This window comes from Candidatus Marifrigoribacter sp. Uisw_064 (assembly GCF_047730175.1).
In the GTDB taxonomy this organism is placed as follows: Bacteria; Bacteroidota; Bacteroidia; order Flavobacteriales; family Flavobacteriaceae; genus Marifrigoribacter.
The window spans coordinates 897,528-910,923 of record NZ_CP159833.1 but is presented as its reverse complement, the minus strand read 5'-3'; the positions used below and the strand labels follow the sequence as shown (position 1 = coordinate 910,923).

The following is a 13,396-nucleotide window of genomic DNA, read 5'->3' as shown; positions in this document are numbered from 1 at the left end:
TATTGAAATTTTTAACGTTTCGAGAATTGGAATTTCTTTCTCGCTTTTTTCTGACCGAATTTTTTACGTTCAACCATTCTAGGATCTCTAGTTAATAAACCTTCTGGTTTTAAAACCAATCTGTTTTCTGGATCTAACTCGCACATTGCACGAGAAATTGCTAAACGAATTGCTTCTGCTTGTCCTGTAATACCACCACCAAACACATTCACTTTGATATCAAAGTTTTTTTCGTTGTTAGTTAATACAAGAGGTTGCTTAACTTTATATTGTAAGGTTCCTGTTGTGAAATAGTTTTCTAATTCACGCTTGTTAATTGTAATATTACCTTTCCCTTCTGAAAGGTACATACGTGCTACGGCAGATTTTCTTCTACCTATTTTGTGAATAACGTCCATTATTTATTATAGTTTAAGGTAAAGGTTTTAGGTTTTTGTGCTTCTTGACCATGGTCAGGACCTACATTAACTTTTAAGTTTCTGAATAAAGCTGCTCCTAATTTATTTTTAGGAAGCATTCCTTTAACCGCTTTTTCAACAAGTCTTGCAGGATCTTTTCCAAACATTTCTTTAGCACTTAAACTTCTTTGTCCACCTGGGTAGCCTGTGTGTCTTATATAAGACTTGTCTTCCCATTTGTTTCCGCTTAAAGTAACCTTTTCAGCATTAATAATAATTACGTTATCACCGCAATCTACGTGAGGGGTGAAATTAGGTTTGTGTTTGCCACGAAGTAAAATTGCTACTTCACTAGCAAGACGACCCAATGCTTGCCCGTCCGCATCTACTAATAACCACTCTTTGTTAACAGTGTTTTTGTTAGCAGATACTGTTTTGTAACTTAATGTATCCATTTAGTTCTTTGTCTAATGTTTATAATTCATTGTTTTTTCCCTTCGAAAAGGGCTGCAAATGTACTATTATTTATTTGAATAACAAACGTTAAGAATTAAATATTTCCGAAGTTAAATTACACCTAATTAACACTTAAACTTCTCCTAATTGATTGCATGTTTGTAACATTTTTTTGAAATTATACTCATTTAATTAAATCAATCATCATGACGAACAAACGAAACCTAGTATTCTTTCTGATTTTTTGTGCTATAAATAGTGTTTTTCTCTCCCACTTTTTTAGTAGTAAAAATTGAGTTTAGATGAATGTTATTCTTGGCTGCAATTTTTGATATATTCTGAAAATCACAATCTTCAGAAAGAATCATATAGGTATTGTTTTCTTCTGAAAGATAAGTTTTTAATTGAGGAAAAAGCGCTTCAAAATATTCAAAATCTTCTCCACAAAACCAAGCTTGTTCTTTAGTATTCTTTGGTTTTTTAGGGTAATAGGGAGGATTGATAATTATATAATCAAATGATTTTTGAGAGATGGTATCGAATAAATCTGATTGAATGCATTCTATTTCTAATTTATTTTTTTCGGAAGCAACTTTTAAATATTCTATAGCAATTTCATTTATATCTGAAGCGATAACATTTGCTCCTTTTTTTCGTGCAAATAGAGCTATAATACCACTTCCACAACCCAATTCTAGAAATGATTTATTGTTTAGATCTATTTCAGAAATAAAACCAAGAAGTATTTTAGTACTTAAGGTTAAATGAGGAGGAAAAACTTCAGGATGGACCATTACCTCAATTCCTTGATATTGATACGCTCTAGGTTTTCTATAATAAAAATCCAATCCTCCTTTTAAAAAAGGCTGGGTAATTCGTTTTATTATATTTCTTGCTTTAGACATTATAAAATTGTCAGTTCGAGCGCAGTCGAGAACTATTATTTTAATTATGTCGTCTCGACTGCGCTCGACATGACATAGATTGTACTATTCAGAATAAAAACCTTGAATTTCAGGTTGTCGGTATTTCCAAATTTTATGCAAAACTTTTATTTCATATGGGTATTTATAAAAACCAGATTGATACCGCACTTTCGAGATACCCCTTAAAATAGTTTTTTTAATTCCTTTAATTCTAAAATCTGAAGCTGTTGGGTAATACCCATTTAAAACAGTTTCAAAATTCATGATTTTATCTACCATAGGAGGAGTTAACCATGGAGTTAAAGGGTTTTTTCGAAGGTCAAAATTTTCCCATGTTGGGTCTAACCAGTCCTCTAATTTTGAAGGAAACTTAAATCCAGCTTTTTGAATTTGTTCATACAACTCAGATCCTTCCGTTGCCACTGGACTATAGAGGTAAATTATAATTTCAGCATCGGGATTAATTTCTTTTATTTCTTTGATGAAATTTATATCCCATTCAATTTGAGCCATCACTTTTTCTGGAGAGTCAGCAGGCATTCCTAATACAAAAGAAAATTCAGGGATAATTCCAATTGGATACAAACGTTCTGCAAACTTTTTAATTCCTGCACCGGTCTGAGTTCCTCCCTTATTCATTTGCTTCAAAATTTCATCATTTCCAGTTTCAGCTCCTAAAAAGATCATTTTACAACCAGCTTCCTTCATAAGGAGTAAATCTTCGTCACTATATTTATCTATCGTGTCAATTCTTCCTTCTCCCCACCAAGTAATTCCATCGTTTTTAATTAATTCTGAAAACTCAACGACACGTTTTCTTGAGGTAAAGAAATTATTGTCATGAAACTCAATGGCATCAATTCCATGATTTTCTTTAAAAAACAAGACATCATTATATACAGATTGAGCAGATTTCGCTTTCCAACGCCCATTATAAATAGGTACTACGGCACAAAATGAACAGGTAAAAGGACATCCTAAACTAGAATGATAAGAGAAGGTTTTTTTACCTAAAAATGTTTTACTTAAATAATTTTCTAAGTTGTAAAAGCTATTTAAATGTAAATAAGGAAGACTAGGTAAACTATCTTGATCTAATAAGGTTTCTTTTGCAGTTTGAACTATTTCATTATTTTTATCTAAATAAATAAGATTTTTTATCTCCTTCAGAGCGGAGTGAAGAAGCTCTTGAGATTTCTCGTTGTTCTCGGAATGACAATTGGTTTCAATAGCATTTATTAAAGAAGGAAAAGCAACATCTCCAGGGCCATTAATGATATAATCAACAAATGGAGATTCGATAGATACTTTAAATTGATTTGAAGCAAAATAGCCACCCCAAACTGTAATAGAATTTGGAAATTGTTCTTTTATTTTTTTTGTAAAAGGAATCGCTTGTTTTAATTGAGGCCCGGGCATTACTGTGCTACAGAAATATTTAAATTCGCCTGTATCAAAATAAGATTTAATTTTATTCCAAGGATCTTCTTCAAGATTTCCATCAATAAAAACAAATTCGTAAGTGCCAAAAATTGAAGCCCCAACCTGCAAAATAGAGTTCGGAATTCTATGCTTGCCTTTTGCACTTCGAGGATTAAAGATTAGGATTTTGTTATTCATTAATTAGAAATTATAAAATGGAGAAGTTAGATTTTTTTTAAAGATACATTTTTCATCATCACTAAATTCATTTTCCCAATCACCAAACGTACCCTTTCTTATTATTTTTTTTTGAAATTCATCTTTTATATGAATAGCTGTTTTTTTTCTATGTAGCAATGATTGATTTGAGATACTATTTTGAATATGTTTTTTTGAAACTTCAACAGTAAGGTAATTCATTATTTTAAGTGATTCTTTTTCTGGAAACTTCACTAAATTCTCATAGCTAATAAAAAGAATATCTTTATTTAAATACTCTTCATAATGTGTCTTCCAAGATTGAACAAACCATTGGCTTATTGACTTGTTTCCAGATAAAACAGCTTGAATCATTTGTTGTTTCTTTTCTTTTTCTGAAACAAATTTAGAGGATACTTTTTTAATAAAAGAGAACTTTTTAAAAAGATAGTTATTTGCTATGAATTTAGGATAGAATTTGAAAAAATTAATTCCTGAAACCACTACATCTCTGGGATCTCTAATGATATAAATTATTTTATATATAGGTAGTTCTGATGCCTTTTCAACTTCATTAAATGTGTGGTGAGATTTAAAAACATTGTAATTAGAAACTCTTTGTAATCCTTCTTTATAAGGAGCATTTAAGGATTCGAATCCCCAATCACCTTGTAATGGACATGAAACTAACTCAGAAACAAGTCTGCTAAGCCAAGTAGTTCCGCTTTTAGGATAGCCTACGATTACAATATTTTTTTTATCCATTAATTCTTTCTTTTTTTATCCAAAACCAAAGAATAATTACAATCGCCCATTGTCCTAAAGCTTTTAATAATAAGGCTCCATTAATTCCATTGTGTTTTATTAGAAAATAACCAATAATTACCTGAACAATAACAATTAAAGAAGCAAATTTCGCAATTTTAGATTGCAGATTCTTTTTATAATATTCATTTATTAATAGGATATGTATGACTAATGGGGCTACAAAAATTAATGCTAGAAAATATTGAAATAAGGTAAATTCAAAACCATAAATGTATTCTATGAAAATGTATAAGAATGCTGTAAAAACAACAGAAAACATACAGCCATAAATAAAAAATTCTTTTTGAATAGATTGTATAAGAACATTTTTAGAACGATACAGCGTTTTTATATATGGAGTAATAATAAAAGAACTAGCCATTTGAGCTAACATTAAAAAACTAATAAATACTTGATATTTACTTAAGGTGATTGAATTAAAAAAATGGGAACCATAATAGGTGTCTATTTTTGTTCTAATTGTGCCTACAGCTACTGGTATAAAAAAAGGAACAGATTTTTTAAGTTCATTTAATTCTAAAGAATATGTAATATTATTAAAGCCTTTTAGCAAGAAAATAGAATAAACAATCAATTTTAATAAGTAGGTAAAACAAATAAGTTGCAGAAGTTGCTTTATATCAAGATCACTATATTGAAAAAACAGGATTCCTATTAAAAATATAGTATATATAATTTCTACCAAAATGGTGAGATTAAACTTTCTATGATACACAATTAATACTTTAAAAGACTGAAGTAAAAACTGAAGAAAAATTAATAATATCACCCATAAAATGAAACTTTTAAAAAGCGGGATAAAAAATAATAACACAATAGAAGGAACTAATAAAATACTTCGAGTCATTAAATTATTTACCCATAATTGATTAATTGAAGAGGGTGTTTCACTAAAGGATTTTAGAAGAGAATCATAACTTCCAAAGGATAAAAAAAGTAAAAAAAAGTTAGTCCAAATTAATATTTCAGCATAGATACCCCAAAGTTTAACCGAATGAAATTTTACGATAAAAAGAGACAATACTAAAACAGAAAAAACACTTAATATTTGTCCTAAACCGTAAGAGGTAATGGTTTTAATTCTATTATATAATTTTCTTTTTAAAATCATTTACTTTTAGAATCAAAGGGTGAAGTGTGTACACTAAAAAAACCAATACCTTTTTTAAAATCGCTAAGGTATATTAATTCATTATTATTAATTATAGCAGGTTTAATCTTATTGCTTTTTGTAAAAGTAAGTTGTTTGTTTTTGTAAAATATCTGATTGTTTCTTAATGAAATGTTAGTCGAGTCTACCATTTTAACATTAATGACTGTAGTTTCAGAATGTTCTCCTTTTTCATCCCAATACAGGTAACTTAATTTACCATTTTCAATTTTGTAATCGTACGTAAGGATGTGTTTTTCTGAGACAATACTTGGTGCTGTTATAGTCTCTTTTGGTAAAATTCCGAAAAAATAAATAATCGTTATAGGAAAAAAAATAAGTAAACTTTTTTTCCAATGAAATTGAATTTCAGAAGTGCGAATAACAAGAACAACCAATAACAATAAAACCCATAACCTTGGAAATGAAAAAGGGATTGAAAAATTCGAAAAATAATGAATTGGAATCGTGTTAATTATAAAAAGCAATGCAATTAGTAGGAATGATGTTTTGTTTACTTTTTTGCTATAAAATATAAAAGGGAAGAGCAATAATAACAATGAATATGTGCTTCCATATGGAGACCATAAAATTATAAATAACATCCAAAAGGAGAAAATTTTAAAATCAGATTTTAATTGTTTAGTAAACACAAAACTTAATGCTATTAAGCTAATTTTAAAAACGAATAATAGCATTGAGAAAACTGCGATATTAGATGGAAATGAATACTTTAAAAACATAAACATCGATTGATAGTTTTGTACAAACTCTCTTGATATTTCTCCCTTTCCCGATTTTGGAAGTACAGAAGTTAGGTAAAATTCCCAAATTTCATAACCGTTTATTAGTAATGAAACACCAAATAAAACTAGACAGGCAAGCCATAAATAAATAAATGCTTTGTACTTTTTTCTGAAAAGTAACATCCCAAATAATAATACTGGGAAAACTTTAAACAAAATCGCTACACTCCAAAACAAACTCATTTTTAAATACGCTTCTTTTTTATAAGCAAGAAACCCTTCAGAAAGTAAAAAAAATAACAATAAATATACTTGTCCGAACATAAAATTATTACGCAACGGGATAAAAAATACAAGCGGAAGTGCTACTAAATATAAAAGGTTAACAGGATAAGCTTTTACTAATCTTCGTAAGCTAAATAAGAATAAAACCAGACTTATACTATTGAAAATTATTTTAGCCATCGCTACTGAAAAGAACGTAAGAGGATAAAATAATGTTGCTAAAAATGGAGTATTTGGAGCATAGCTCACAAATATGTTTTGAGTTCCTAAGGCTGCTACTTCTAGATTAAAAATATGCGGAAAATAAATATCAGCCCCCAAAGATTTAGTAAATAGTAATTCTGCTCCAAAATAATAATTAGAAAAATCATGTGGCTCAAAATAAGCTGCTTGAAAAATAAAAACACTACCAATTAACGCTATAAAAATATAACCTAAAGTATGTATTGGTATTGTATTAAAAATTTTCATTATTGATTATACTTCATGGTCTTTAAACAGTTTAAATTTAAAACCTAGTTTATGTAAAAAATACTTTAACGATACACCGACAACTCCAAATCCATAGGTCAAACTTCTACTGAAATTGATAGATGAAGAATCTTTTTCATATTTAGCGGGGCAAGATATTTCGCCAATTCCATAATCTTTATAACAAATCTGAGCTAGTAATTGATTGTCAAAAATGAAGTCGTTCGAATTAGTTTTATAATTTATTTTCTTAAATACTTCTGTATTAAAACATCGATATCCAGTATGATATTCAGAAAGTTTTTGACCCATTAATATATTTTGAATAAGCGTTAATATTCTATTCGAAATATATTTATACACCGGCATTCCACCTTTTAGCGCATTGTTTCCTAATATTCTTGACCCCAAAACTACATGAAAAACTTCGTTGGCTACTAATGATGACATTGCGGGTATAAGCTTTGGATTATATTGGTAATCGGGGTGAAGCATGATTATAATATCGGCACCTAAAGAGATGGCTTTTGAATAACAAGATTTTTGATTAGCGCCATAACCTAAGTTTTCTTTATGCTCAATAATATGTTGAATGCCTAGTTTTTTAGCTATAAGAACTGTACGATCACTACTATAATCATCGGTTAAAATTATATCATCAACGATATTAAATGGAATGTCATTATAGGTCTTTTCAAGTGTGCTTTCGGCATTATATGCAGGAAGAATTACAACTATTTTTTTTCCGTTAAGCATATTAATTGATATAATTTACTTCCGTTTCTGATTCTTCTCTAACATTTGAAGAGACTTGTAATCCTTGAAATGGAGCTAATAATTCAATATCCTCTCTATAGTACAGATTGTCTAAAAAAACAAATTCTGAATGGGTATGTGTAGGAATTCCTGATAGTAAATTTTGAATTTCAGAAATAGGTAGATTCCATTCTAAACTTAAACGTTCTGCTGAAGGTTCCATAAATGTAATATACAAAAGTTCAGCAAAGGTATGTTGTTGTAGTTCCTGATAATTAACGCCGTCACTTAATGAATTTTGTAAATTACTATGTGTAGCTCTATCCTCGTCTAAGATGTTTTTAAAATCGAGATAAGGAATAAAACCTTCTTTATCTTCTTGTTCACTAAATAATGGTTGAATTCTAGATTCATGACACCACATGCATTTGGCAGGTTTTCCAGCAAAAGAATGGGAAGGATCTGTATTACTAATTCTAATACCGTCTTTATTATAAATCCCAAACCTTGTTTGTCCATTGGGCAGGATATCGACGGTTTCATATTCAAAAATTTCACCTGTAATTGGGTCAACTTCAGTGCAAAAAAAGAGCTGATTGAAACCATTCTGTTCAGAAAAACGTATGATTCGATCTTCAAACGAGACCCCTGAATTTGATACATAACCACTTTCAGAATTTAAACTATACTGGTCAAGTAAATCTGACAATTCATAAGGGAGTCCAGTAATTTCATAATAATGAGCTGAAGATCCCATCAGTAAACTTACATAACGCCCTATGTCAATAGCGCCATTTAATCGATATTCTTCTGAAGAAAAAATGACCTCATGCAGTGTATTTAATTTTTGTTGAGCATCAGGAATGAACCCTAATTCACTGATCTCGATTTCTATTAAATTAGCTTGTATAGATATTCCTGTATTATTAAATGGTAAACTAGCTCCTATATATGAATATGCCCAATTAAGTCCAATGATTGTATTTGCAAGATTATCATCTTCGTACCCTTTATTCCATTTTAAAATTAGGTTTGAATTATTTCCAACAATATCATCATAGGTAGCGCTGGTACATGAAATTAAAAAAACACAAAAAAGAAATATTAATTTTTTCATCTTACTTATTTATAACCATTAAACCTCTAGCTAGTATTGATTTGGTTTTAAGTTTAAGTGCTTTTATATTATTTCTGTCTTTTCCTTTCAGTATTTCTTTGTGATAATTTACTTCATTCACAACTCTCCTTACTGCATAATCATAATACTTTTTTGGATAGGTTCTTTTAAAATCAATTTCACGATCCGTTGAGGTTTCCCAGTTAGGTTGAACGGTGATATCTTTTTCAATTTCATTATATAAGGAAGTACCTTTTATAGGATAAGCTATTGTAATTGTAAAATGAGTCGGATTCGATTTTTTTAGGTGGTCGATCGTTTGATTTACATCTTTTTCATCTTCACCAGGATAACCTAACATAATGAAAGTTCCTGTTTCTATGCCTAAATCGTTGGTCATATTAATGGTCTCTTGAACCATTTCAACCGAAACCCGTCGATCCATCGCATCTATAATTTTTTGAGATCCACTCTCAGCTCCAATCCAAATACGATAACAACCCGATTCTTTTAAAAGCGTTAAAATTTCTTTGTTTAAACGTTCGGCTCTGGTAATGCATTCAAAAGAAATTGAAACTTTTTGTAGTTTAATTTCTGCATGAAATTCCTTAATCCATTTATGACTTACCGTAAATACATCGTCCACAAACCAAATAGTATCTGGATTGTATTTATTTTGAAGCATCCTTAGTTCTTCCACCACTTTTTTGGCAGGACGTCTTCTATAGCTTTGCCCATAAACAGCAGTACTACACCATTTACAAGTATAAGGACAGCCTCTTTGTGTACTTACTGTCATGGAGCTTTTCCCGTGATTATCCTTCCAAGTTTTTAAATACTTTTCTATTGAAATCCCATCTCGATTAGGTAAGGGTAAGTCGCTTAAATCTTTCATTTTAATTCGACCTGCCGTTTTAATAACTTGATCATTTTCAAGATAAGCTATCCCGTTAACTTTACTTTTTTCAGTATTAGAAATAATAGCATTGTAGAGTTCTGCCATTGTTTCTTCACCTTCACCAATAATTAAAAAATGAGCCCCAGCATTTAAATAATTATCAATATTATACGTAATATCTGGCCCTCCTAATATAATTTTAGGAAACCCATATTGTTGTTCTGTTTTTAATATTTTAATAAGTTTAATGACATTAACTTTCGTCATTAAATTAGTGTAAAGTGCAATTGCTTTAGGTTGTATTTTTTCAATAAAAGCTAATTGCTCTTTTTGGTTTGAAAACGTTGAATCGAATAAATGATTGGTGATTTTCTTTTCATTTAAGTATCCGGAAACATAGAGTAAGCCCAAAGGAGGATAAGGTTTCATTATTTTAACCTCTCTTGGATCTTCAAAAAGATAGTATGCATGGCTTAAAACTAGACTCATTTTTTTTGAAAGGATATTATATAGTGATCTGCGTATTTAGACCAAAAGGATGAAGATAACCATTTTTCTATGTTTATCAATACATTTAAAAACCTCTTTTTACTAGAAAAAAAAGGTTCTAGATAAGAAGGTGGAATGCTAATTCCGATAGGTTTTAATAATTTTAATGTATATTTTTTATTTGCTAATACTTTTAATTCTGAAGGGTTAAAATACCAGGTAGGTACATTAACACCATCAATATTTGCATCAACTGATTGTTTGCTTTTTCTACGATATATTTTTTTGAACTCTCCTTTAATAAAAAAATAGAATCGCTCCCACACACAATTTTTAGGCATAATTACAAAAATTAGTTTCCCGTTTGGTTGTAACAATGTTTCTGAAATATCTATAAAAGTTTTTAATTGTTTTTTATTTAGACAATTTAGCCCTCCAAAATTTGAAAAAATTAAATCGAACTTTTCTGAAAACGTTTCAGAAGAAATAGTGGTGATATCTTGTTGTTTAAATTGTATGGTGCTATTCTTAGCTTTCGCTTCAGCAATCATTTTCGAAGAAATATCAGTTGCAATAATTTGATGTCCCAAATTAGATAAATAGATAGCGTCTTCTCCTGTACCACAGTTTAATTCGAGAATATTTAGAGTAGATTTATCATTGATTTCATGCCTTAAAAAATGATATACTCTTTCCCGCTGTGCTTTACCTATTTCAGAATACGTAAAGGTAGCATCGTATTGTTTCGCGGCCTTATCAAAATTATTAGCCATGAGTATTTTGCATTTTCTCTAAAATAATACGATCTAATATTGAACTTGGAAGATAATAAAAAAAAGAGGCCATAGATCGTAATTTTGTATACGACAATGAGAGAGGGTTTTTAAAGAAACTTTTAAAGTTAGCAATGGCTTGACTTTTACGATATTCTTTATGAACGTAGCGATGTAATTTTTTATAATATTCTGAATTAAAAGTGCCTTGAAACATCATTGCTAAATCATCTGAGTCTGTCCAATTCGCTTTTAATTGTAAATCGTCTTTTACTTTATCGTAAAAAGGAGTGCCTGGTAAAGGATACGAAACTGAAATACCGAGATTATCCGGTAACAATTCCTTTATCATATCGATTGTTTTTTGAATGTCTTCTTTAGTTTCATCTAAATAACCAAACTGAATAAAGAAGGCAACGCGTATGTTTTTTTCTTTTAAAATTCGTGTAGCTTCAAAAATTTGCTCTACTTGAGTGCCTTTATCCATCGCGTCTAGGATCTTTTGAGAACCACTTTCTGCACCAACCCATACTTCAGTTAGACCGCTTTCTGCTAATGCATCTATCGTATCTTCTTTCAATAATAAATCAACCCGACTTTGTATAAAGTAGGAGATTTTTAAATCTTCTTTTTTTAATTCCTTATTGAACTCTTGCACCCAATGGGGTTTTAAACCAAAAATATCATCACACATCCAAAATTTACTCACTCCATAATTGGCATTTAAATAAGCCAAATGCTTTGTAATATACTCTGGTGAATGAGAATTATAGCGATTGCCATAAATGGGTTTAGCACACCAATTACATTTGTAAGGACAGCCTCTTGTGGTTGCAATATTTAGTGTAAATTCATTAGAACCTTGTTGCCAAATCTTTTTATAAGATTCTATATCTGCCAAATCCCAAGCAGGCATTGGAAACTCGTCTAGGTTTTTAAGTACAACCCTTTTTGGATTCTTTTTGAATTCTTCTTTTTCTTTGAATACTAAGCCCTGAATAGAATCAACAGGGAGCTTGTTATTTATTGCATGGATTAATTCTTTTAAAGTAATTTCTCCTTCCCCTTGAATGATATAATCGGCACCTTTTTCTATATATTTCTGAAAATGATCCGTACTATCAGAACTACATACAATGATTTTACAATCGTGTTTTTTTCCTATCGATATCATTTCGAAAGCAGCTTCCCTCATGTTTGTTAAACACATTTTCGTGAGGTAATTAAAGCCGTCATCATATAAAACTAAGAACGATGGTTTTTTTTCAATAATCTCTTTTTCTATAGCATAAGGATCACTTCTTAAATTGGTATCAAACAATGAAACCGAATATCCATTTTCTCTCATATAGGAAGCCGCATATAAAGTTCCTAAAGGTGGATATGGAGTTTTATTAGCCCATTGTTTTTTGTCAAGAGGATAATAATAAGAATGTGAAAATAGAATATCAAGCATGTTCTTTAGGTAAGTGAATATTATGATTTTCTTGATATTCTAGATACTTTTTATTCAGTCTTACAATTACTTGGTTTTGAAAATTTAAAGGATGATGTTTTGAAACATTCTTAGATGATTTTAATGCGACCTTAAATTGATCTTCATCTAAGTTTTTAAATTTTAATTTCCATTTTTTATAGGTAATTCTAAGAAAAAAGTTGTCGATGATATTTCCAAGTTTTGTGTTCAGAATTTTTTCTGAAACTTTTGAGATAAAGGGTTTTTTTACTGGATGTAAGTTTCCGATATTTTCAGAAATATTTTTATTGGGTAAAAATGAATTGGCCCATTTGTTTTGTTTATAAAACTCATGAAAACTACCATTCCCAAACATAGGGAGTAAGGTCACTAATTCTGTTGCAGTAAACCTATTTTTTTCATCAATTTCTAAGGAATTAGAGCTGATAAAATAGTTCACACAAAAATATTTTCTTGAGTTAAGAAGAAATATTTTTTTATATAATATGAGAAGCGTTCTTGCAATCCAAAGACGATTTGGTGTGGTAATAATAAAGAAATCAAAATCGCCATCATCATCATAATAACCCTTTGATAAAGAGCCTGAGATGCCAACCCCTTCTACATAAGGGAATTTTGAAATAAAACGAGAAACTTTTGTAGCTTTTTTATGAATTTCTTTAGCTTTTTTATTGCCTAATAACCTACGTTCAACAAGTTCTTTATTATTTTCACATAAATAAAAACCATCTATTTTATAGATAATATTATCTTTTGTTAAAGCGTCTAATTCATTTTTAAATTGAACCCGATTTTTTGCTTCAGAAAAAGCATAGATTTCTTCTTCGGTTAAAGGATAACGAAATAAAGAAAAATATAAAAGCGGTTTTAATAAAGTCAATTTTTTTATTCTTTTTCAATGATATGGGAATAGTAATTTCTATCCTATAAAACTACTAAATTGCTGCAATATAAAAGCTGTTTTTTTTTGTAAATTTAGATAAAATCTATCAATAAGCTTCACGCT

General features: G+C 29.7%; 13 protein-coding genes. All 13 read right to left on the bottom strand.

Features of this window, described 5'->3' with window-relative positions:
- Nucleotides 1-11 precede the first annotated feature (11 nt).
- A complete protein-coding gene (gene rpsI, locus ABXT64_RS04065) occupies nucleotides 12-398 on the bottom strand; it encodes a 30S ribosomal protein S9 (protein ID WP_443634144.1) in 387 nt (128 codons plus the stop codon).
- On the bottom strand, nucleotides 398-853 hold the full coding sequence (rplM, locus tag ABXT64_RS04060) for a 50S ribosomal protein L13 (RefSeq protein ID WP_443634143.1): 456 nt from the start codon (nucleotides 851-853) through the stop codon (nucleotides 398-400). The genes rpsI and rplM overlap by 1 nt, the downstream gene beginning before the upstream one ends.
- Nucleotides 854-1,078: 225 nt before the next feature.
- The gene (locus ABXT64_RS04055; RefSeq protein WP_443634141.1) at nucleotides 1,079-1,759 is read right to left on the bottom strand and encodes a methyltransferase; all 681 of its coding nucleotides are present in this window, start codon (nucleotides 1,757-1,759) and stop codon (nucleotides 1,079-1,081) included.
- Nucleotides 1,760-1,843: 84 nt separating this feature from the next.
- Nucleotides 1,844-3,400 carry a B12-binding domain-containing radical SAM protein gene (locus tag ABXT64_RS04050; protein WP_443634139.1) on the bottom strand — a complete coding sequence of 519 codons (1,557 nt, stop codon included), beginning with the start codon at nucleotides 3,398-3,400 and terminating at the stop codon, nucleotides 1,844-1,846.
- A gap of 3 nt (nucleotides 3,401-3,403) precedes the next feature.
- Nucleotides 3,404-4,165 (bottom strand): sulfotransferase domain-containing protein, encoded by a 762-nt coding sequence (locus tag ABXT64_RS04045; RefSeq protein ID WP_443634137.1) that lies wholly within the window; start codon nucleotides 4,163-4,165, stop codon nucleotides 3,404-3,406.
- Nucleotides 4,158-5,339, bottom strand: a complete 1,182-nt coding sequence (locus ABXT64_RS04040; RefSeq protein ID WP_443634136.1) for a hypothetical protein — start codon at nucleotides 5,337-5,339, stop codon at nucleotides 4,158-4,160. Before ABXT64_RS04040 ends, ABXT64_RS04045 begins: the two co-directional genes overlap by 8 nt.
- Nucleotides 5,336-6,880, bottom strand: coding sequence for a glycosyltransferase family 87 protein (locus ABXT64_RS04035; protein ID WP_443634135.1), 1,545 nt, complete (start codon nucleotides 6,878-6,880; stop codon nucleotides 5,336-5,338). The genes ABXT64_RS04040 and ABXT64_RS04035 overlap by 4 nt, the downstream gene beginning before the upstream one ends.
- A 6-nt stretch (nucleotides 6,881-6,886) precedes the next feature.
- A complete protein-coding gene (locus ABXT64_RS04030) occupies nucleotides 6,887-7,636 on the bottom strand; it encodes a glycosyltransferase family 2 protein (RefSeq protein ID WP_443634133.1) in 750 nt (249 codons plus the stop codon).
- A gap of 1 nt (nucleotide 7,637) precedes the next feature.
- Nucleotides 7,638-8,753, bottom strand: a complete 1,116-nt coding sequence (locus tag ABXT64_RS04025; RefSeq protein WP_443634131.1) for a hypothetical protein — start codon at nucleotides 8,751-8,753, stop codon at nucleotides 7,638-7,640.
- Nucleotide 8,754: 1 nt separating this feature from the next.
- Nucleotides 8,755-10,140 (bottom strand): B12-binding domain-containing radical SAM protein, encoded by a 1,386-nt coding sequence (locus ABXT64_RS04020; RefSeq protein WP_443634130.1) that lies wholly within the window; start codon nucleotides 10,138-10,140, stop codon nucleotides 8,755-8,757.
- The gene (locus tag ABXT64_RS04015; protein WP_443634128.1) at nucleotides 10,137-10,913 is read right to left on the bottom strand and encodes a class I SAM-dependent DNA methyltransferase; all 777 of its coding nucleotides are present in this window, start codon (nucleotides 10,911-10,913) and stop codon (nucleotides 10,137-10,139) included. The genes ABXT64_RS04020 and ABXT64_RS04015 overlap by 4 nt, the downstream gene beginning before the upstream one ends.
- A complete protein-coding gene (locus ABXT64_RS04010; protein WP_443634126.1) occupies nucleotides 10,906-12,369 on the bottom strand; it encodes a B12-binding domain-containing radical SAM protein in 1,464 nt (487 codons plus the stop codon). The genes ABXT64_RS04015 and ABXT64_RS04010 overlap by 8 nt, the downstream gene beginning before the upstream one ends.
- A complete protein-coding gene (locus tag ABXT64_RS04005; RefSeq protein WP_443634125.1) occupies nucleotides 12,362-13,270 on the bottom strand; it encodes a nucleotidyltransferase domain-containing protein in 909 nt (302 codons plus the stop codon). Before ABXT64_RS04005 ends, ABXT64_RS04010 begins: the two co-directional genes overlap by 8 nt.
- Nucleotides 13,271-13,396: the final 126 nt, after the last annotated feature.

Coding starts and splice junctions, on each gene's coding strand:
- rpsI (WP_443634144.1), bottom strand. CDS start 398: ATGGACGTTATTCACAAAATAGGTAGAAGAAAATCTGCCGTAGCACGT.
- rplM (WP_443634143.1), bottom strand. CDS start 853: ATGGATACATTAAGTTACAAAACAGTATCTGCTAACAAAAACACTGTT.
- ABXT64_RS04055 (WP_443634141.1), bottom strand. CDS start 1,759: ATGTCTAAAGCAAGAAATATAATAAAACGAATTACCCAGCCTTTTTTA.
- ABXT64_RS04050 (WP_443634139.1), bottom strand. CDS start 3,400: ATGAATAACAAAATCCTAATCTTTAATCCTCGAAGTGCAAAAGGCAAG.
- ABXT64_RS04045 (WP_443634137.1), bottom strand. CDS start 4,165: ATGGATAAAAAAAATATTGTAATCGTAGGCTATCCTAAAAGCGGAACT.
- ABXT64_RS04040 (WP_443634136.1), bottom strand. CDS start 5,339: ATGATTTTAAAAAGAAAATTATATAATAGAATTAAAACCATTACCTCT.
- ABXT64_RS04035 (WP_443634135.1), bottom strand. CDS start 6,880: ATGAAAATTTTTAATACAATACCAATACATACTTTAGGTTATATTTTT.
- ABXT64_RS04030 (WP_443634133.1), bottom strand. CDS start 7,636: ATGCTTAACGGAAAAAAAATAGTTGTAATTCTTCCTGCATATAATGCC.
- ABXT64_RS04025 (WP_443634131.1), bottom strand. CDS start 8,753: ATGAAAAAATTAATATTTCTTTTTTGTGTTTTTTTAATTTCATGTACC.
- ABXT64_RS04020 (WP_443634130.1), bottom strand. CDS start 10,140: ATGAGTCTAGTTTTAAGCCATGCATACTATCTTTTTGAAGATCCAAGA.
- ABXT64_RS04015 (WP_443634128.1), bottom strand. CDS start 10,913: ATGGCTAATAATTTTGATAAGGCCGCGAAACAATACGATGCTACCTTT.
- ABXT64_RS04010 (WP_443634126.1), bottom strand. CDS start 12,369: ATGCTTGATATTCTATTTTCACATTCTTATTATTATCCTCTTGACAAA.